12 protein-coding genes, 2 tRNA genes and 4 rRNA genes (1 of these 18 running past the window's edge) are annotated in these 20,466 nt (G+C 64.4%); 5 read left to right on the top strand and 13 right to left on the bottom strand.

Going from position 1 to position 20,466, the window contains the following annotated elements; all coding sequences use genetic code 11:
* Nucleotides 1-3: 3 nt before the first annotated feature.
* The 4 genes from GQ674_RS00255 to coxB form a co-directional block, all read right to left on the bottom strand.
* Nucleotides 4-597 carry a cytochrome c oxidase assembly protein gene (locus GQ674_RS00255; protein WP_128095990.1) on the bottom strand — a complete coding sequence of 198 codons (594 nt, stop codon included), beginning with the start codon at nucleotides 595-597 and terminating at the stop codon, nucleotides 4-6.
* Nucleotides 594-728, bottom strand: coding sequence for a hypothetical protein (locus GQ674_RS21710; protein WP_268893843.1), 135 nt, complete (start codon nucleotides 726-728; stop codon nucleotides 594-596). Before GQ674_RS21710 ends, GQ674_RS00255 begins: the two co-directional genes overlap by 4 nt.
* Before the next feature lie 7 nt (nucleotides 729-735).
* Nucleotides 736-2,346, bottom strand: coding sequence for a cytochrome c oxidase subunit I (gene ctaD / locus GQ674_RS00250; RefSeq protein WP_038690929.1), 1,611 nt, complete (start codon nucleotides 2,344-2,346; stop codon nucleotides 736-738).
* 64 nt (nucleotides 2,347-2,410) lie between these two features.
* Nucleotides 2,411-3,307, bottom strand: coding sequence for a cytochrome c oxidase subunit II (coxB, locus tag GQ674_RS00245; protein WP_159495532.1), 897 nt, complete (start codon nucleotides 3,305-3,307; stop codon nucleotides 2,411-2,413).
* Nucleotides 3,308-3,858: 551 nt separating this feature from the next.
* On the opposite strand from coxB, the gene putA reads away from it, so the two are divergent.
* Entirely contained in the window at nucleotides 3,859-7,083 is a 3,225-nt protein-coding gene (putA, locus tag GQ674_RS00240) for a bifunctional proline dehydrogenase/L-glutamate gamma-semialdehyde dehydrogenase PutA (RefSeq protein WP_159495531.1), read from the top strand.
* Nucleotides 7,084-7,218: 135 nt separating this feature from the next.
* Nucleotides 7,219-7,950: a ThuA domain-containing protein gene (locus tag GQ674_RS00235; RefSeq protein WP_159495530.1), complete on the top strand. Its 732-nt coding sequence runs from the start codon at nucleotides 7,219-7,221 to the stop codon at nucleotides 7,948-7,950.
* 110 nt (nucleotides 7,951-8,060) lie between these two features.
* Here GQ674_RS00235 and GQ674_RS00230 read toward each other — a convergent pair whose 3' ends face one another.
* Entirely contained in the window at nucleotides 8,061-9,419 is a 1,359-nt protein-coding gene (locus GQ674_RS00230) for an outer membrane protein transport protein (RefSeq protein WP_159495529.1), read from the bottom strand.
* A gap of 226 nt (nucleotides 9,420-9,645) precedes the next feature.
* On the opposite strand from GQ674_RS00230, the gene GQ674_RS00225 reads away from it, so the two are divergent.
* Entirely contained in the window at nucleotides 9,646-10,338 is a 693-nt protein-coding gene (locus GQ674_RS00225) for a rhomboid family intramembrane serine protease (RefSeq protein WP_128096239.1), read from the top strand.
* A 136-nt stretch (nucleotides 10,339-10,474) separates the two neighbouring features.
* On the opposite strand, the gene GQ674_RS00220 is transcribed toward GQ674_RS00225, so the two are convergent.
* Together GQ674_RS00220 and GQ674_RS00215 are read right to left on the bottom strand one after the other, a co-directional pair.
* Nucleotides 10,475-11,920, bottom strand: coding sequence for a S41 family peptidase (locus tag GQ674_RS00220; RefSeq protein WP_159495528.1), 1,446 nt, complete (start codon nucleotides 11,918-11,920; stop codon nucleotides 10,475-10,477).
* Nucleotides 11,921-12,044: 124 nt separating this feature from the next.
* Nucleotides 12,045-13,277, bottom strand: a complete 1,233-nt coding sequence (locus GQ674_RS00215; protein ID WP_236546268.1) for a peptidoglycan DD-metalloendopeptidase family protein — start codon at nucleotides 13,275-13,277, stop codon at nucleotides 12,045-12,047.
* Nucleotides 13,278-13,467: 190 nt separating this feature from the next.
* Here GQ674_RS00215 and GQ674_RS00210 point away from each other — a divergent pair, with 190 nt between their 5' ends.
* Together GQ674_RS00210 and GQ674_RS00205 are read left to right on the top strand one after the other, a co-directional pair.
* Nucleotides 13,468-14,130 (top strand): hypothetical protein, encoded by a 663-nt coding sequence (locus GQ674_RS00210; RefSeq protein WP_159495526.1) that lies wholly within the window; start codon nucleotides 13,468-13,470, stop codon nucleotides 14,128-14,130.
* 52 nt (nucleotides 14,131-14,182) lie between these two features.
* Nucleotides 14,183-15,934 (top strand): M28 family metallopeptidase, encoded by a 1,752-nt coding sequence (locus GQ674_RS00205; RefSeq protein ID WP_159495525.1) that lies wholly within the window; start codon nucleotides 14,183-14,185, stop codon nucleotides 15,932-15,934.
* 466 nt (nucleotides 15,935-16,400) lie between these two features.
* On the opposite strand, the gene rrf (GQ674_RS00200) is transcribed toward GQ674_RS00205, so the two are convergent.
* The 6 genes from rrf (GQ674_RS00200) to GQ674_RS00175 form a co-directional block, all read right to left on the bottom strand.
* Nucleotides 16,401-16,515, bottom strand: a 5S ribosomal RNA gene (gene rrf / locus GQ674_RS00200).
* Between the two features lie 131 nt (nucleotides 16,516-16,646).
* A 5S ribosomal RNA gene (rrf, locus tag GQ674_RS00195) occupies nucleotides 16,647-16,761 on the bottom strand.
* Between the two features lie 168 nt (nucleotides 16,762-16,929).
* A 23S ribosomal RNA gene (locus GQ674_RS00190) occupies nucleotides 16,930-19,808 on the bottom strand.
* 228 nt (nucleotides 19,809-20,036) lie between these two features.
* Nucleotides 20,037-20,113, bottom strand: a tRNA-Ile gene (locus GQ674_RS00185).
* Between the two features lie 48 nt (nucleotides 20,114-20,161).
* Nucleotides 20,162-20,237, bottom strand: a tRNA-Ala gene (locus GQ674_RS00180).
* A gap of 95 nt (nucleotides 20,238-20,332) precedes the next feature.
* Nucleotides 20,333-20,466 (bottom strand): 16S ribosomal RNA (locus tag GQ674_RS00175); it runs 1,413 nt beyond the window's last position.
* Together the 16S, 23S and 5S rRNA genes with 2 tRNA genes alongside form the textbook arrangement of a ribosomal RNA operon.

Below are 20,466 nucleotides of genomic sequence, written 5' to 3'. Positions count from 1 at the left end.
TATCTAGGGAGCAGCGTGTGCGTTGGCTGTTGCCGCCACGGCGGCAGGCAGCTGCGCCGACAACGCGTCGTTCTTGTAGAAGGTGTAGGACAGGGTGATGGTCTTGATGTTGGCCGGCAGGTCCGGGTCGACGATGAAGCGCACCGGCATGTCGCGCTTTTCGCCGGCCTGCAGGGTCTGCGCGGTGAAGCAGAAGCACTCGGTCTTGCTGAAGTAACCCGACGCCTTGGCCGGTGCCACCGACGGCACCGCGCTGCCCACCAGCGCGCGGTCGCTGTCGTTGCGTGCGTAATACAGCGCTTCGTTGAGCTCGCCGGGCACCACGTCCATGGTCAGCTGTTCGGGATGGAACGCCCACGGCAGCTTGGAATTGACCCCGCCATCGAACTCCACCCGCACGGTGCGCTTGCCCGGCGTGGTGACGCCCGCCGCCGCCGCGCCGGGGCCACGTTCCAGGCGCACGCCGAACACCTTCTCGCAGGCAATGCGGTACAGCGGCACCAGCGAGAAGGTCAGCACGAACACGGCCAACGCCACCCCGATCAGGCGGGGCAGGCCCGCCGTGCGTGCGGGAACGGCCGGGCCGGTGTCGCTCATCGCCCGATCACTCCGGTCAGGATGAAACCGACGTACACCGCCACCGCCACCAGCCCGATCTTCCAGGCAGTGCGGTGGGCGCGGCGGCGCTGCAGGGCCTGCATGTCCACGTTGTTGGGAGCATTCGCCATGGTCGCCTCAGTGGGTGATGTCGTCATGGGCCAGGTCGCCCGGGCGGATCACCGGCGGCGTGGTGAAGGTGTGCGCCGGTGCCGGCGAGGGCAGCGTCCATTCCAGCCCGCGCGCGCCTTCCCAGACCCGGTCGGTGGCCTTTTCGCCGTGACGCAGCGAGTGCAGCAGGATCGCGGCCATCATGAAGGGCGTGGCGAACATGCCGAACGCACCGATCGAGCTGATCAGGTTCCAGTCGGCGAACGCCACGCTGTAATCGGGGATGCGGCGCGGCATGCCGGCCAGGCCCAGGAAGTGCTGCGGGAAGAACAGCAGGTTCACGAACACGATGGACCACCAGAAGTGGAACTTGGCCCACTTCTCGCTGTACATCCGCCCGGTCCACTTCGGCCACCAGTAGTACACCGCGGCGATCAGCGCGAACACCGCGCCGGTGACCAGCACGTAGTGGAAGTGCGCCACCACGAAGTAGGTGTCGTGGTACTGGAAGTCGGCAACCACGATGGCCAGCATCAGTCCGGAGAAACCGCCGATGGTGAACAGGATCACGAACGCCACCGCCCACAGCATCGGGGCTTCAAAGGTGAGCGAACCGCGCCACATGGTGCTCACCCAGTTGAACACCTTCACCCCGGTCGGGATGGAGATCAGCATGGTGGCGAACATGAAGTAGATTTCGCCGCCCAGCGGCATGCCCACGGTGAACATGTGGTGGGCCCAGACGATGAACGACAGGAAGGCAATCGCCGCCACCGCGTAGACCATGGCCTGGTAGCCGAACAGCGGCTTGCGGCTGAAGGTGGGGATGATCTCGCTGACCACGCCGAACGCCGGCAGGATCATGATGTACACCTCCGGGTGCCCGAAGAACCAGAAGATGTGCTGGAACATCACCGGGTCGCCGCCGCCGGCCGCGTTGAAGAAGCTGGTGCCGAAGAACTTGTCGGTGAGCAGCATGGTCACCGCACCGGCCAGCACCGGCATCACCGCGATCAGCAGGAAGGCGGTGATCAGCCAGGCCCAGCAGAAGATCGGCATTTTCAGCAGGTCGATGCCGGGCGCGCGCATGTTGAGCACGGTGGCGATGATGTTGATCGCGCCCATGATCGAACTGATGCCGGCCACGTGGATGGCGAACACGCTGAAGGCCACGTTGTAGCCACCCTGCAGCGACAGCGGCGGGTACAGCGTCCAGCCACCGGCCGGCGCGCCACCGGGCAGGAACAGGGTGACCAGCAGCAGGCTGAAGGCTACCGGCAGCAGCCAGAACGACCAGTTGTTCATGCGCGGCAGCGCCATGTCCGGCGCGCCGATCTGCAGCGGGATCATCCAGTTGGCCAGGCCGACGAAAGCCGGCATCACGCCGCCGAAGATCATCACCAGCGCATGCACGGTGGTCATCTGGTTGAAGAACTCGGGCTTGACGAACTGCAGGCCCGGTTGCATCAGCTCGGCGCGGATGACCACGCTCATGGCCGCGCCGATGATGAACATGATGAAGCTGAAAAGCAGGTAGAGCGTGCCGATGTCCTTGTGGTTGGTCGAGAACAACCAACGCTCCACGAAGCTCTGCTGATGCCCGTGGTGCCCATCGTGGTCAACTGCGGAATGCGCCATCGCAACTACACCTCACTGGATCCGGTGGTACCCACGCCTGCCGGGTGGCAGGCGCGGCTCGATTTCAGGCGTTGCTGCCTGCTGCAGCCGGTGCCGGCGGCGGCGTGGCGTCCGGAGCGGCGGCAGGCGCGGCATCGGCAGGCGCCGGTGCTGCGGGTGTTGCTGCCGGTGCAGGTGCCGGGGCGGGCTTGCGCGAGGCCAGCCACTTCTGGAAGTCCTCCTTGGACACCGCTTCCACCACGATGGGCATGAAGCCATGGTCCTTGCCGCACAGCTCGGCGCACTGGCCGCGGTACACGCCGGGCTTTTCGATGTTGGTCCAGGCCTCGTTGATGAAGCCGGGAATGGCGTCCTGCTTCCAGCCCAGCGCCGGCACCCACCAGGCGTGGATGACATCGTCGGAGGTGATCACAAAGCGCACCTTGGTATCCACCGGCAGCACCAGCCGGTTGTCCACTTCCAGCAGGTAGTGCGGGTGCGATGCCAGCGTGGGCACCGTGCCGCTCTGCCGCACGCGGTCGGACTCGCGGTCCAGGCGGCTGGTGAAGGTGACATCCTCACCCAGGTACTCGTACTTCCACATCCACTGGTAACCGGTGACCTTCACGGTCATTTCCGAATCACGGGTGTCGTAGAACTTGATCAGGTTGGCCGTGGCCGGCCATGCCATCACCACCAGGATGATCACCGGAATCACCGTCCAGATGACCTCGGCCTTGGTGTTGTGGCTGAAGGTGGCGGCAACCGCGCCCTTGGATTTGCGGAACTTGAACATGGCGTAGAACATCGCGCCGAACACGATCACGCCGATCACGGTGCACACCCACAGCGAGAACAGGTTGGATTCCCACGCCAACCGCGCGCTCTGGGTAACCCCCTTGCCCATGTTCAACTGCCACGGTTTCGGGTCGGCCGCCTGGGCCCACGCCATTGCGGGCGCCAGCAGTGCTGCCCCGCTCATTGTTGCTGTTGCGAACGTCCTGCCCCACTTTCTGCGTTGCTTCATTGCCTAGACCCTTAGCGTCGTCGGTTGCAGCCATTGCGGGCCGCGAGCAAGCCTTCTGGTTTTCCGGGCCGTTGGTCCGGCCCCGAGCGGTCCTTCTCGCCACCGGCGCGGCACCATGCCCATTCAGGCTGGCGACGCAGTCCGGCAACTACCCGGCGGCGGGGATGACCTCGCGCTCCGGGACCTTCAACACAGCAAACAGCAGGACGAACAGCGGGGGCATGGAGCGCCTGTGGGGGACGCAATTCCTGCTGCGGGAAACGTCTCGATGGTAGCCCTGCACTCGCGACAGTAGCAAGGGTCCATTCACATTTTCGGGAATGGTGCAACACAGCATGACGTCCGGCGGGAGTTTTGACGAATTCAGCATACTTTCCACAACACAGCCCGATCCCGCCGAATCCCTTTGTATGAAAGGCTATTGCTGCAATCAGGCGACGCCGTGAAAGTGCTTCCCAGCTCAAAAAAACGATTAAAATGGTCAAGTTCTCCACGAGCCAACCGGCATGACCGCACCTTCTGCATCGATTCCTGCCCCGGCCCCGGCCGGCGCGCCCCGCCCGCCGCTGCTCTCGCCCGAGCTGCCGACGCCTCCCGCTGCGTTCCGCCAGGCCATCACCGATGCCTGGATGAAGGACGAGGCCAGCCATGTGCGCGAGCTGCTGGCGCAGGCGCGCCTGCCGGCCGACGAACAGGCGCAGGTGCAGGCCACCGCCGCCGACCTGGTCAAGCGCGTGCGCGTGCGTGCACAGGACCAGGGCGCGATCGAAGCCTTCATGCGCCAGTACGACCTGGGCAGCGAGGAAGGCGTGCTGCTGATGTGCGTGGCCGAAGCACTGCTGCGCATTCCCGACCAGGACACCGCCGACAAGCTGATCCGCGACAAGCTCGGCGATGCCGACTGGAAGAAGCACATGGGCGGCAGCGACTCGGTGCTGGTCAACGCCTCCACCTGGGGCCTGATGCTGACCGGCCGCCTGGTGCAGATCAACGACGCCACCCGCGCCGACGTGCCGGGCGCGTTCGCGCGCCTGATCGGCCGCGTGGGTGAGCCGGTGATCCGCCTGGCCGTGCGCCAGGCGATGAAGATCATGGGCCACCAGTTCGTCATGGGCCGCACCATCGACGAGGCGCTGTCGCGCTCGCACAAGGGCGACAACGCCAACTACCGCTATTCGTTCGACATGCTCGGCGAAGGCGCGCTGACCATGAAGGATGCCAAGCGTTACCTGGAAGACTATCGCCGCGCGATCCACTCCATCGGTGGCGACCACAAGGCCCGCGGCGGTCGCCCGGACGGTGACGTCAACGCGGCGCCGGGCATCTCGATCAAGCTGTCGGCGCTGTACCCGCGCTACGAGCATGCCAAGCGCGCCCGCGTAATGGCCGACCTGGTCCCGGGCGTGCTGGAACTGGCGCAGCTGGCCAAGTCCTACGGCATCGGCTGCACCGTGGACGCCGAGGAAACCGACCGCCTGGAGCTGTCGCTGGACATCATCGAGGCGGTGGTCAGCGATGCCTCGCTGAGCGGCTGGGAAGGCTTCGGCGTGGTCGTGCAGGCCTACCAGAAGCGCACCCCGTACACGATCGACTACCTGGCCGACCTGGCCCGTCGCATCGGTCGCCGGTTGCAGGTGCGCCTGGTCAAGGGCGCGTACTGGGACGCGGAGATCAAGCGCGCGCAGATCGACGGCCTGCCGGCCTACCCGGTGTTCACCCGCAAGCAGAACACCGACGTGTCCTACCTGGCGTGCACCAAGCGGCTGTTCTCGCATGCCGATGCGCTGTACCCCATGTTCGCCACCCACAACGCGCACACCATTGCCGCGGTGAAGGCGATCGCCAAGGGCGGCCAGTACGAGCACCAGAAGCTGCACGGCATGGGCGATGACCTGTATGCCGAAGTGGTCCCGGCCAATCGGTTGAACGTGCCGTGCCGCGTGTACGCACCGGTCGGTTCGCACGAAGACCTGCTGCCGTACCTGGTGCGCCGCCTGCTGGAAAACGGCGCCAACTCCAGCTTCGTCAACCGCATCACCGACGACGCGGTGGCCATCGACGACCTGATCCGCGATCCGGTCGAGGCGGTGTCCTCGTTCGCGTCCATTCCCCACCCGAAAATCCCGCTGCCGGTCGACCTGCTGCGCAGCCAGAACCATGACAGGACCAATTCCATGGGCGTCAATCTTGCCAACGACAACGACCTGCGCGCCCTGGCCGAGCAGCTCAATGCGGCCGTGAAGCCGTGGAAGGCCGCGCCGCTGGTGCCCGGTGCCACCCCGGCCGGCGCGCTGTTGAACGTGACCAACCCGGCCGATACGCGCCAGGTGGTGGGCCAGTGGCAGCCAGCCGACAGCGCCACCGTCGAAAAGGCGCTGGCCAATGCCGTGGCCGCGCAGCCGGCCTGGAACCGCACCCCCGCCGCCAGCCGCGCGGCGATCCTGGAACACGCCGCCGACCAGTTGGAAGCGCGCATGCCGGAGTTCATGGCGCTGTGCGTCAAGGAAGCCGGCAAGAGCCTGCCCGATGGCATCGCCGAAGTGCGCGAAGCGGTCGACTTCCTGCGCTATTACGCCAAGCAGGCGCGCGAGCAGTTCGGCCACGCCGAAAAGCTGCCCAGCCCCACCGGTGAATCCAACGAACTGCAGCTGCATGGTCGCGGTGTGTTCGTCTGCATCAGCCCGTGGAACTTCCCGCTGGCGATCTTCCTGGGCCAGGTGGCCGCCGCGCTTGCCGCCGGCAACAGTGTGATCGCCAAGCCGGCCGAACAGACCAACCTGATCGGCTATTACGCGGTGAAGCTGCTGCTCGACGCCGGCGTGCCCGAGGGCGTGGTGCAGTTCCTGCCGGGCGACGGCGCCACCGTCGGTGCCGCGCTCACCGCCGACCCGCGCGTGGCCGGCGTGGCCTTCACCGGCTCCACCGACACCGCCCGTGCGATCAACCGCGCGATGGCCGCACGCGATGCCGCCATCGGCGTGCTGATCGCCGAAACCGGCGGCCAGAACGCCTTCATCGCCGACTCCTCGGCGCTGCCGGAACAGCTGGTCAAGGATGCCATCGGGTCGGCCTTCACCTCGGCCGGCCAGCGTTGCTCGGCCGCGCGCGTGCTGTTCGTGCAGGACGACATCGCCGACAAGGTGATGACCATGCTGTCCGGTGCGATGGCCGAACTGAAGGTCGGTGACCCGGGCCTGCTCTCCACGGACGTCGGCCCGGTGATCGATGCCGATGCCCTGCAGATCCTCAAGGACCATGCCGTGCGCATGGAGAAGGAAGCGCGCCTGATCGCCGCCGCCTCGCTGAGCGAAGAAGCGGCACACGGCACCTTCTTTGCGCCGCGTGCTTACGAGCTGAAGAACCTGGACCAGCTGCACAAGGAAATCTTCGGGCCGGTGCTGCACGTGATCCGCTGGAAGGGCGACCAGCTGGATGCGGTGATCGACCAGATCAACGCCACCGGCTACGGCCTGACCCTGGGCGTGCATTCGCGCATCGATGAGACCGTGGACCGCATTTCCTCGCGCATCAACGTGGGCAACGTGTACGTCAACCGCAACCAGATCGGCGCGGTGGTCGGCGTGCAGCCGTTCGGCGGCCAGGGCCTGTCCGGCACCGGCCCCAAGGCCGGCGGCCCGCACTACCTGCTGCGCTTTGCCACTGAAAAGACGGTCACCGTGAACACCACGGCGGCCGGTGGCAACGCCTCGCTGCTGACCCTGGGCGACTGATCCACAGCGCAAGGCAGCACGAAAAAGCCCCGCAAACGCGGGGCTTTTTTTTGCGTGCCCCCCGCGGGTAGAGCCACCCCATGGGCGGCTGCACACCATTCCGCCGGTGCCGTGCGGCTGTGCCATCATCCGCCCATGCGCGCCCTCCTCCGGACACTACTGCTGCTTCCCGTGCTCCTGCTCGGCATCGCGCACGCCACCGACGCGCCCCCCGAGCGGCTGCTGGTGTTCACCCATACCGCCGGGTTCCGGCACGACTCCATCCCCACGGCCGTGGCCACGCTGCAGACGCTGGCCACCGGCGAGCGCATGGTCGCCGACCACAACGAAGACCCGGCGGCGTTCACCTCTGCCAACCTCGCCCGCTACCGCGTGGTGGTATTCGCCAGCACCACCGGCGACGTGCTCGACGCCAACCAGCAGGCCGCGCTGGAGGGCTTCATCGGCAACGGTGGCGGCTTCGTCGGCGTGCATGCGGCCGCCGATACCGAATACGGCTGGCCGTGGTACGGCCAATTGGTGGGCGCGTGGTTCAAGGCGCACCCACCCGGCCTGCAGGACACGCAGGTGCAACCCGAGCGCGATGGCCGCCCACGTGGCACGCCATGGCCGATCCGCGACGAGCTCTACAACTACCGCGACAACCCGCGCGGGCGCGTGCAGGTGGTGGCTACCGTGGACGAGCGACGCTACGACGGCGGCAGCATGGGCGCGGATCATCCCATCACGTGGTGCCATCGTTTCGGCGGCGGGCGCAGCTGGTACACCGGCCTGGGCCATGACGAAGCGGTGTACCGCAACCCGCATTTCCTGGCGCAGCTGCGGCAGGGACTGCGTTACGCGGCCGGCCGCTCGACGATCTGTTGAGTCGCTGATCGCCCGTGCGGTCCCGCACCGGATCGCCGCGCGACAGGCAAACAAAAAGCCCCGCTTTCGCGGGGCTTTCTGCAGTCAGACACGCCGTACTGCTACGGCGATCAGAACTTGTAGTTGAACGACGCAGCAATCACGTCGCCGCCCACATCGTACTTGCCCACCAGCTTGTTGCCGGTTTCCGAGGTCACGTTGACGTTCGGGTCCTTGGTGAACAGGTGGGTGTAACCGAAGTTGTATTCCATGTTGGCCGACGGGGTCCAGCCCACGCCCAGCGACAGCCACTTGCGGGTGGTGTCCGGCACGCGGACGTCACGGTGCGCGTCGGTGGTCGGGGTCTGGTCGTATGCCACGCCGCCGCGCAGGGTGACGGTGTCGCTCAGCTTGAAGTCCGTGCCCAGCGACACGAAGGTGGTGTCGCGGTAGGCGAAGTTGAGGTTCGAGTCGGCCTGGTTGGAGGCGTAGTCGATGGTCACCTTGTCGAACGAGGTCGACCACGCGGTGCGGGTCACATCGCCCATGACGGTCCAGCGGTCATTGACGTTGTGGGTGACGCTGAAGGTCGCCGAGGCCGGCATGGTGACCGTGGCGCGACCGCTGGTGTCCACGAACCAGCCCGGACGCACGGTCGGGCGGGCCAGCACGGCGCGGGCGCGATCACCGCCGTTGAAGGTGGCTTCGCCGTTGGTGATCTTGTGCTCCACCTTCGAGCGGTAGCTGATACCGATGTGGGTGTTCTCATCCGGGCTGAACAGGCCGCCGACGGTCCAGCCGACAGCGTTGTTGTCGCCTTCGACCTTCAGGGTGCCGTCATCGCTGCCCGGCGCGAAGCTCGGCACACGCGACTGGGCCAGGATGGCGCCGTAGTCGATGGCGTTGGTCAGCTCGATGGTCAGGTGTTCGACGAACACGGACGCGCCGAAGGACACGTACGGGTTGACGTCATAGGAAGCTGCGAAGCCCAGGTCGATGGCCTTCAGGTCGGTCTTGATGCCGCTGTAACGGCCGACCCAGTCGCTGTCGTATTCGGTCTTGAAGCCGAACGGAGCGGTCAGCGAGACGCCGAAGTGGGCCTTTTCGCCGATCGGCATGTGGAAGTAGGCGGCCGGGACCGGGGCGATCATGCCGGCGTCGCCGCCGTCACCGCCCGAGATCGGGGTGCCGGTGCCGGCACCGGTCGGGCCGGCGTTGCGGCCGCTGCCCTTGAAATCGGCCGAGAAGCTGATGGCGCTCAGGTCACCCTGGATCTGCATGCCTTCCAGCTGGCGCATGCCGGCCGGGTTGACGGCGATGATCGAAGCGTCGCCCTGGGCGCTGCCCGAACCGGCAAAGGCGCGGCCAAGACCCTTGGCGCTGTTTTCCTTCAGCTGGAAGGCGGCGGCGTGGACGTGGCCAGCGGCCAGGGCACCGGCGATGCCGACGGCCAGGGCGGTGACGCGGGCAAGCGAGGAAGCGGTATGCATGTTTGGTTCTCTCCGGAATTGCGGTGATGTTGGGCAACGCGCGCCTGCGTTCTTCCCTGCCCTGGGGCGGGAACAACGCGCCGGATTCCCCTCCCGACATACGACGCCGTATTGGAGTATACCCAGACCGGTTAATGAAACAATAACGGGCGTCGTCCTTATGGCTATTCAGGCTGAACCCGTCAATCCCCCTTCGGGAGCGCCACCGCGCTAGGCTACCGCACGCATGTTCGTGTCGATCCCCTCCCGCAAGAAGTCTGCCGTCCGCTGGGCTACCCCGCTGCTGTTCGCTGCGCTGTGGGTGGCATTCCTGTGGTCGATCTCGCGGCCCGGCGACGCCCGGCGCAGCCTGTGGCTGGACTGGGGCGCGCTGTCGACCGGGCTGACCCACCCGCTGGACTGGTGGGCCACCCTGCAGGACGGCAGCGTGCTGCGCCTGTTCACCGCCCTGTTCCTGCATGCCGACTGGTCACACCTGCTGGGCAACCTGGTGTTCCTGCTGATCTTCGGGCTGCCGGCCGAGCGCGTGCTGGGGCCGTGGCGGCTGATGCTGCTGTTCCTGGTGGGCGGGGCGATCTCGAACCTGACCGCGATCTACACCATGGGCAGCCCGGACCAGATCATCATCGGTGCCAGCGGCGCGGTGTCGGCGTTGATCGGGGCCTACCTGGCCCTGTTCCCGGGCGCGCGACTGGGCGTGGTGATCCCGCTGGGCCTGTTCCTGGAATTCGTACGCGCCCCGGCCTACCTGCTCATCGGGGTCTGGGCAGCCCTGCAGGTGGTGTTTGCCTACATCGGCCCCAGCTTCGGCATGGTGGCCTGGTGGGCACACATCGCCGGCTTCGCCTTCGGGCTCGGCTACGGGGTCTACGTGCGCGCGGCGATCGCCCGACGCCTGCGCAAGCGGCACGGCTTCTAGGTAACGCCGGCCGCTGACCGGCTGCCGCTACGCCCAGTTCGCCCAGTTCGCCCGGTTCGCCCGGTAGTGCCGGCCGCTGGCCGGCTCCTCGTACGGTTGGATGACTGCAGAGCCGGCCAGCGGCCGGCACTACCGGTCAGGGTTTGGTTGGCACATCTGTCGGCTTTGCTTCCGGCTTTGCTTCCGGCTTTGCTTCGGTCGGCTTCGCGTCAGTCGGCTTCACCGCTGCCGCCGCCGGCTTGGCCGCCGGCTTCTTCGCCGCTTCCGCCTTCTGCCTGGCCACTACCGAACCCGGGTTCTTCAGCTCGGCCAGCGCGTCGTTGATCGGGCCGTCGCCGGACAGCACGTCACCGGCCTTGTACCCTTCGCTGCCCTCCTCATCGCCACGCAGGTGGCCGGGCAGGGTCGCTTCGCTGTAGTCGGCCAGGCTGGCCGGCAGGTCGTCGTCGCCCTCGCGCTTTTCCGGCTGCAGCACCACGTCGGGCACGATGCCGGTGGCCTGGATCGACTTGCCACTGGGGGTGAAGTAGCGGGCGGTGGTGAGCTTGACCGAATCGCCGTTGTCCAGCGGCAGCACGGTCTGCACCGAGCCCTTGCCGAAGGTGCGGCTGCCCACCACGCGGGCCCGACCGTTGTCGCGCAGCGCGCCGGCCAGCACTTCGGAGGCGCTGGCAGAGCCTGCGTCGGCCAGCACCACCACCGGGGCGCCCTTGAGCAGGTCGCCGGGGGTGGCGTCGAAGCGGGCATCGCTGATCGAGATGCGGCCACGGGTGCTCACGATGTTGCCCTTCTCCAGCAGGTCGTCGGCCACCTGCACCGCTGCGGTGAGCAGGCCGCCGGGGTTGCTGCGCAGATCCAGCACCAGGCCCTTGAGCTTGCCACCGGCCTGCTGCTGCAACTGGCCCACGTGTTTCTGGAAATCGGCGCCGGTATCGGCCTGGAACGTGCTCAGGCGGATGTACCCGTAGCCCGGTTCCAGCATGCGGCTGCGCACGCTGGTCACGCGGATGGTCTGGCGGGTGACGGTGACATCGAACGGCTTGGGCTTGCCTTCGCGCACCAGGGTCAGCACCACCTTGCTGCCGGCCTTGCCGCGCAGCGGTTCGGTCGCTTCGATGGCGCTGATCGGCTTGCCGTCGATGGCGATGATCAGGTCGCCGGCCAGGATGCCGGCCTTGGCGGCCGGGGTGTCGTCGATCGGCGAGATCACCTTCAGGCTGCTGTTGTCGGGCTGCTGCTGCAGCTCCACACCGATGCCGTCGTAGGCACCGGTCGCCTGCTCGTCGAAGGCTTCGGCATCTTCCTTGTCGAAATAGGTGCTGTGCGGGTCCAGGTCCAGCAGCAGGCCACGGATGGCCGACTGCATCAGCTTCTTGTCGTCCACCGGGTCCACATAGGCGGCGCGCACCGCGTTGTAGACCGCCACGTAACGCCGGATCTCTTCCAGCGGTACCCGCGATGTCACCGCTTCTTCGTTGCTGGCGGCGTCGCTGGTACTGCTGGCGGCCTCGCGGGTCTGCTGCGCCCATGACACGGCGGGCAACAGGGCCAGCAGCAAGGTGGCGGTACGGGCTACGCGCATGAAGCACTCCAGGTCGGCGGGGGACGGAAAACACGCACCAGGTGCGTCGCCCGATTATGCGCGAAGCGACGGTAAATTCCCGTTGAACCCGGCGTGCAACAAGCGCCCGCCGTTGGGCTGGCTGTCAGCGACGCTGCAGCCAGCTACCCGGATCCACCGGCTGGCCGTTGCGGCGCAGCTCGAAGTACAGCGCGGTGACGCCCTGCCCACCAGAGTTGCCCACCTTGGCCACCGGATCGCCCTTTTTCACCGTCGCACCCGCGTCGCGCAGCAGGGTGTCGTTGTGCGCGTACAGGCTCATGTAGCCATTGCCGTGGTCGACGATCAGGATCATGCCGTAGCCGGTCATCCAGTCGGAGAACACCACGGTGCCATCGGCCACAGCGGTGATGGTGCTGCCGGCTGCGGCGCCGATCAGGACGCCGCTGCTGGTGCGACCGTCGGGCAGCTTGCCGCCATAGCGCGCCAGCAGGTTGCCCGACAACGGCCAGCCCAGCCCGCCCACCTTGGGCGGCGGCGCCGAGGCCACCGCCGGCGGGGTCTTGCCCGGTCGCGGCGGTGGACGTGTGCCGTTGGCGGCAGCGGCCTTCTCCGCTTTCTCGGCAGCGGCCTTCTCGGCGGCTGCGCGGCGGGCCGCGGCCCGGCGCTCGGCCTCGGCACGCGCGGCGGCGGCACGCAGGTTGGCCAGCAGCGTCTCCAGCGCCTTGGCATCCTGGCCAAGCGCCTTTTCGCGCTCGCTGCGGTCCTTGTAGCGCTCTTCCAGGCTGGCCACCGTCGCCGCGCGGGTGCGGCGGTCGTCGGCCAGGGTGGCCACCTGCTGCTTCTGCTGCTGGCGGGTGCCTTCCAGTGCCTGCCGGCGTTCGACGATCTGTGCTTCCACCGCCTGCAGTTCGGCCAGGTCGTGGGTGAGCAGCTGGATGCGGCGGGCACGTTCGCGCTGCAGGTAGCGGTGATAGGCCAGGCTGCGGTTGGCGTCGGCCACGCGGTCCTGCGACAGCAGCAGTTTCAACGGCGCGTTGTTGCCAATGCGGTAGGCCGAACGCAGCAGCGAGGCCAGCTCTTCGCGCTGCCTGGTCATGCCGGCCTGCAACTCGCTGCGCTTGCGCTGCAGTTCCTCCATGGCCCGGGTTTCGCGCTGCAGGGCGGTTTCGGTCTGGGCCAGCACGCGCCCGGTGCGGGCCACCTTCTCGTCGGCCTCGCGTAACTGGCGCGACGCCTGGCCGCGCTGGCCTTCCAGCGTGCGGCGCTCCTGGGCCACGCCCTTCAACTCCGAGCGCAGCTTCTGCAGCTTGCGCTCGGCCTCTTTCGAACTCTGTGCCGACACCGGCCCCATCGCCAGCACCGCCAGCGCCAGCATCAGCCCGTGCGCGCAGGCGCGCAGGACCACCGCTCCGCGGCGACCGGGCGTCGGTTTGTTATTCCGGCGTGAGGACAAAGCGTTGTGGCGCAAGGGCTTTCCAGTGACTTCAGGCAGATGCGGATTGTAGCGATGCATGGTGACATCCCAACAGGCGGCCTGCCAGCCGCACACCGGACATGAGGTCACCATGAAACACATTCCACTCGCGCTGCTGTTGGCCCTGGCGCTGCCGTGCGCACCCGCCTTCGCCAGCGAAGACATCAGCAAGGTCAACGGCAGCATCCGCGCGTCCGCCGGGCAGACCTACGGCGACCTGGAGACGGTCAATGGCGGTGTGACGGTCGAAGAGGGCGTGGTCACCCGCGAGATTGAAACCGTCAACGGCAGCATCCGGGTCGACGACCGCGCCCGTACCACCGGCGTGTCCACCGTCAACGGCAACGTGCGGATCGGCCGCGAAGTAGTGGCCGCCGGCAACGTGGAAACGGTGAACGGCAGCATCTTCGTCGACCGTGGCAGCGTGGTGGAAGGCAACATGGAAACGGTCAATGGCGGCATCGGGCTGGTGGAGACGCGCTTGAACGGCAACATCGAAACGGTCAACGGCGACATCACCGTCGGCGTCGGCTCGGAGGTCCAGGGCGGTATCCGGGTCAAGAAGCCCAACTTCAGCCTGTCCCTGACCGGCAGCCGCAAGCCGCGCGTGATCATCGGCCCCAATGCCAGCGTCAACGGCAGCCTGCAGTTCGACCGTGACGTCACCCTGTACGTCCACCGCAGCGCGCACATCGGCCCGGTCAGCGGCGCCCAGCCGCAGACGTTCGATACCGACGCCGCGCCCCAGGATTGATACCCTCTTCCGGTGCCTGTCGGCACCGGCCCCTTGTACCCAGGAATCGATGATGCCCCGTAAACTTCTGTTGTGCCTTGCTGCCACCGCCGCGTTGACCGCGTGCAAGGGCGAAGCCACCGCACCTGTCGACACGGCCACCGCGCCGGCGCCGGTGGCCGCCACCGGCCACGCGTTCTCGCCCGACATCAACGCCGCCGACTTCGGCGAGCTGGTCAAAACCCTTGCCTCCGATGAGTTCGAGGGTCGTGCCCCCGGCAGCAAGGGCGAGGAACTGACCGTCAACTACATCCGCGACCAGATGCAGCGCATCGGCCTGCAGCCGGGCAACGGCGACAGCTGGTTCCAGGACGTGGCCATGACCGAAACCAGCGCCGACGAATCGACGGTGCTGAAGCTGGACCAGGCGGGCAAGCAGCGCGACCTGAAGTTCGGCACCGACATGGTGATCGGCACCCGCAGCGGCCAGCCGGAAGTGAAGGTCGAGAACAGCGAACTGGTGTTCGTCGGCTACGGCGTGGATGCGCCGGAGCAGAAGTGGAACGACTACGCCGGGCAGGACTGGAAGGGCAAGACGGTGGTGATGTTCGTCAACGACCCGGGCTTCCACGTCAACGATGCCAAGCTGTTCGACGGCAAGCGCATGACCTATTACGGGCGCTGGACCTACAAGTTCGAAGAAGCCGCCCGCAAGGGCGCCGCCGCGGCGCTGATCGTGCACGACACCGCCGGTGCCTCCTACGGCTGGGACGTGGTGAAGAATTCCTGGGCGGGCCCGCAGTACGACCTGCCGGCCAAGGACGACCCGGAAGCGCGCATTCCCGCGCAGGGCTGGTTGAGCGCCGAGGCTGCCCGCCAGCTGTTCGCCGATGCCGGGCTGGACCTGGACAAGGCCTACAAGGACGCCAGCAAGCGCGGTTTCAAGCCGGTGTCGCTGAAGGCCAAGGTGTCTTTCGATCTGAAGAGCACCATCGCCGAGAAGAAGTCGCGCAACGTGGTCGGCGTGCTGCCGGGCAGCAAGCGGGCCGACGAAGCGGTGCTGTACATGGCCCATTGGGACCACCTGGGCAAGCACGAGGGTGAGCAGGGCGACAACATCTACAACGGTGCGGTGGACAACGCCACCGGCGTGGCCGGCATCCTGGAAGTCGCCGATGCGATGGCACACCAGCAGCCGCCGCCGGAGCGTTCGGTGGTGTTCCTAGCGGTGACGCTGGAAGAGTCGGGCCTGCTGGGGTCCAAGTACTACGTGAGCCACCCGACCTTCCCGCTGGACAAGATTGCCGGGGTGATCAACATCGACGCGATGTCGGTGGCTGGCCGTGCCAAGGACCTCACTGTGACCGGCTTCGGCAGCTCGGAGCTGGAAGACATCCTCAAGCCGCTGGCTGCCAACCAGGGCCGTCCCCTGCATGGCGAGACCTCGGTGCAGAGCGGCTTCTACTTCCGTTCGGACCACTTCAACTTCGCCAAGGCCGGTGTGCCGGCTCTGTATGCCGACGGCGGCGAAGACCTGCGCGACGGTGGCATCGAGGCCGGCCGCAAGGCCGCCGAAGCCTACGGCCGCGACCGCTACCACGGGCCGAAGGATGAGTTTGATGTGGCCACCTGGAAGCTGGACGGCACGGTGGAAGACCTGCAACTGCTGTACGGCGTAGGCAAGGAGCTCGCCGGCGGCGACCGCTGGCCGAACTGGTATGAGGGCAACCCGTTCAAGGCGGCCCGCGATGCGATGATGAAGCCGAGGGGTGCGGCGGCAGGTGCAGGTGCAGCGGCACCGGCACCGGCACCGGCCAGCAAGTAAGTAAGCCTTAGTCAGTGCTTGAACCAGAAACGGCGCCCTGCGGGGCGCCGTTTTTTTATGGCTGGATGACGCCAGTGGAGCGTCGAACATGTGACCTGATGGGGTCGCATCCCTATCGACCACGGTTGCTGCCTCCGCGCCCGGTAGTGGCATGAGGGGATCGGCGAAAGGCCAGCGATGTCCGGCGCGCGGCATCAGGCGTCCATCCGCCAATGCAACACAGGCAATGCCGGCGTCAGCTCCACGTGTGTCTTCCAGCGAGATCCGCGAAGCGTCGGCAACGCCGCGCATCTTCCGGCAGACGCATTCGTGGCATCACCCTCGGGTAGAGCCGACCGTTGGTCGGCTCCACGTGGTGCGCCGCAATGCCGGTGCGACGTGCAGCCGACCAACGGTCGGCTCTACGGAGGTGCCAAACGCACAAAGAAAAACCCCGCTGCGTGAGAAGCGGGGTTTTGGGTGTAAACCCTGGCGATGACCTACTCTCGCATGGCTTGAGCCACACTACCATCGGCGCAGCTGCGTTTCACTTCCGAGTTCGGGATGGGATCGGGTGGTTCCACAGCGCTAATTTCACCAGGGAGACGGTTGGAGCAGCGCGTTGCGCCAGCTCGGCATGGGTCTCTTCCGAGAAACAGACACCTTCGAAAACCGGGTGCCTGCAAAAAAAGAAAAACCCCGCTGCGTGAGCAGCGGGGTTTTTGGGTATAAACCCTGGCGATGACCTACTCTCGCATGGCTTGAGCCACACTACCATCGGCGCAGCTGCGTTTCACTTCCGAGTTCGGGATGGGATCGGGTGGTTCCACAGCGCTAATTTCACCAGGGAGGCTTTTGGAGTGTCGCCGCAGAGCGTGTCTTTGCAGGGAGCGGGCACGGATGTGCCGGCTTTACAAAGAGACGCGCCTGGGCGCCTGCCTCTCGTTTGGTCTTGTGACGTAGCGTGCACTTGGATCTATCGACATGTCATGTCGGCCAAGGCAACTTGAGGTTATATGGTCAAGCCACACGGATCATTAGTATCAGTTAGCTCAATACATTGCTGTACTTACACACCTGACCTATCAACCACATAGTCTATATGGTTCCTTCAGGGGGCTTGTGCCCCGGGAGATCTCATCTTGAGGCGCGCTTCCCGCTTAGATGCTTTCAGCGGTTATCGCTTCCGAACATAGCTACCCGGCAATGCCACTGGCGTGACAACCGGAACACCAGAGGTTCGTCCACTCCGGTCCTCTCGTACTAGGAGCAGCCCCTCTCAAATCTCCAACGCCCATGGCAGATAGGGACCGAACTGTCTCACGACGTTCTGAACCCAGCTCGCGTACCACTTTAAATGGCGAACAGCCATACCCTTGGGACCGACTACAGCCCCAGGATGTGATGAGCCGACATCGAGGTGCCAAACACCGCCGTCGATATGAACTCTTGGGCGGTATCAGCCTGTTATCCCCGGAGTACCTTTTATCCGTTGAGCGATGGCCCTTCCATACAGAACCACCGGATCACTAAGTCCTAGTTTCCTACCTGCTTGATCCGTCGATCTTGCAGTCAAGCACGCTTATGCCTTTGCACACAGTGCGCGATGTCCGACCGCGCTGAGCGTACCTTCGAGCTCCTCCGTTACTCTTTAGGAGGAGACCGCCCCAGTCAAACTACCCACCATACACGGTCCCCGATCCAGATTATGGACCCAGGTTAGAACGTCAAGCACGACAGGGTGGTATTTCAAGGATGGCTCCACCACAGCTAGCGCCATGGTTTCATAGCCTCCCACCTATCCTACACAGACGAACTCAACGTTCAGTGTAAAGCTATAGTAAAGGTTCACGGGGTCTTTCCGTCTTGCCACGGGAACGCTGCATCTTCACAGCGATTTCAATTTCACTGAGTCTCGGGTGGAGACAGCGCCGCTGTCGTTACGCCATTCGTGCAGGTCGGAACTTACCCGACAAGGAATTTCGCTACCTTAGGACCGTTATAGTTACGGCCGCCGTTTACTGGGGCTTCGATCAAGAGCTTCGCCTTGCGGCTGACCCCATCAATTAACCTTCCAGCACCGGGCAGGCGTCACACCCTATACGTCCACTTTCGTGTTTGCAGAGTGCTGTGTTTTTGATAAACAGTCGCAGCGGCCTGGTTTCTGCGGCCCTCTTCAGCTATAGCTCGCATGAGCCACCAAAAAGGGCGCACCTTCTCCCGAAGTTACGGTGCCATGTTGCCTAGTTCCTTCACCCGAGTTCTCTCAAGCGCCTGAGAATTCTCATCCTACCCACCTGTGTCGGTTTACGGTACGGTCTGCGTAAGCTGAAGCTTAGGAGCTTTTCCTGGAAGCGTGGTATCAGTGACTTCGCCTTAAAGGCTCGTCTCGGTGCTCGGTCTTGAAGAATCCCGGATTTGCCAAAGATTCAAACCTACCTCCTTTCCCCCGGACAACCAACGCCGGGTACACCTAACCTTCTCCGTCCCTCCATCGCACTTACGCGAGGTGCAGGAATATTAACCTGCTTCCCATCGACTACGACTTTCGTCCTCGCCTTAGGGGCCGACTCACCCTGCGCCGATTAACGTTGCGCAAGGAAACCTTGGGCTTTCGGCGTGCGGGTTTTTCACCCGCATTATCGTTACTCATGTCAGCATTCGCACTTCCGATACCTCCAGCAGACTTCTCAATCCACCTTCAACGGCTTACGGAACGCTCCTCTACCGCGTACATATAAATATGCACACCCCAAGCTTCGGTTCACTGCTTAGCCCCGTTAAATCTTCCCCGCAGACCGACTCGACCAGTGAGCTATTACGCTTTCTTTAAAGGGTGGCTGCTTCTAAGCCAACCTCCTGGCTGTCTGTGCCTTTCCACATGGTTTTCCACTTAGCAGTGAATTTGGGACCTTAGCTGTGGGTCTGGGTTGTTTCCCTTTTCACGACGGACGTTAGCACCCGCCGTGTGTCTCCCATACAGTCCGTCTCGGTATTCGGAGTTTGCAATGGTTTGGTAAGTCGCGATGACCCCCTAGCCATAACAGTGCTCTACCCCCGAGAGGATACATATGAGGCGCTACCTAAATAGCTTTCGAGGAGAACCAGCTATCTCCGGGTTCGATTAGCTTTTCACTCCTAATCACAGCTCATCCCCGTCTTTTGCAACAGACGTGGGTTCGGGCCTCCAGTACCTGTTACGGCACCTTCACCCTGGCCATGACTAGATCACCCGGTTTCGGGTCTACTGCCCGCGACTATGCGCCCTTATCAGACTCGGTTTCCCTTCGCCTCCCCTATACGGTTAAGCTTGCCACGAACAGTAAGTCGCTGACCCATTATACAAAAGGTACGCAGTCACTCTTTCGAGCTCCTACTGCTTGTACGCACACGGTTTCAGGATCTATTTCACTCCCCTCTCCGGGGTTCTTTTCGCCTTTCCCTCACGGTACTGGTTCACTATCGGTCGGTCAGTAGTATTTAGCCTTGGAGGATGGTCCCCCCATGTTCAGACAGGGTTTCACGTGCCCCGCCCTACTCGTCTTCACTGGAGTGGCCCTTTTAAATACAGGGCTATCACCTTCTATGGCCAGCCGTTCCAGGCTGTTTTTCTAGAACCATTCCAGCTTAAGGGCTAGTCCCCGTTCGCTCGTCGCTACTCAGGGAATCTCGGTTGATTTCTTTTCCTCTGGTTACTTAGATATTTCAGTTCACCAGGTTCGCTTCCAGCAGCTATGTATTCACTGCAGGATACCCGCAAGCGGGTGGGTTTCCCCATTCGGACATTACCGGATCAAAGCTTGTTGCCAGCTCCCCGATACTTTTCGCAGGCTGCCACGTCCTTCATCGCCTCTGACCGCCAAGGCATCCACCGTGTGCGCTTATTCGCTTGACCATATAACCGCAAGTTGCCTTGGGTTATATATATGACCTGGGGGTACAAAGCCCAGATACGAAATATAACGACTCAATTAATAAGAAGACATTTAAGTCTTCCGCCTTAGCCTCACGACACGTCAAGATAGAATCTCAAACGCTCGCTACGTCACAAGTTTTAAAAGAACACGTACCGGCCACAATGCCGATGCGTAATAAATTCTTTGTATGCGCTAGTCATTCAGAGTGGTGGGTCTGGGTAGACTCGAACTACCGACCTCACCCTTATCAGGGGTGCGCTCTAACCACCTGAGCTACAGACCCAATGTCCGTTCAGCTCATTGCCGTTTGCGTCGATAAACACGCAACGTGTGGTGGAGCCTGTCGGGATCGAACCGACGACCCCCTGCTTGCAAAGCAGGTGCTCTCCCAGCTGAGCTAAGGCCCCATATACGGGACTATCCACGTCGGCCAGGCCGACGTGAAACTCTGAATGCAGGTTACTTGTGAAGACGCCCGACAGGACGATGCTGTCTTTGCTCAAAAGGAGGTGATCCAGCCGCACCTTCCGATACGGCTACCTTGTTACGACTTCACCCCAGTCATCGGCCACACCGTGGCAAGCGCCCTCCCGAAGGTTAAGCTACCTGCTTCTGGTGCAACAAACTCCCATGGTG

Source organism: Stenotrophomonas sp. 364 (assembly GCF_009832905.1).
In the GTDB taxonomy this organism is placed as follows: domain Bacteria; phylum Pseudomonadota; class Gammaproteobacteria; order Xanthomonadales; family Xanthomonadaceae; genus Stenotrophomonas; species Stenotrophomonas maltophilia_AP.
Note: the sequence above shows the minus strand (reverse complement) of the source record. Positions and strands in the feature narration are given on the sequence as shown.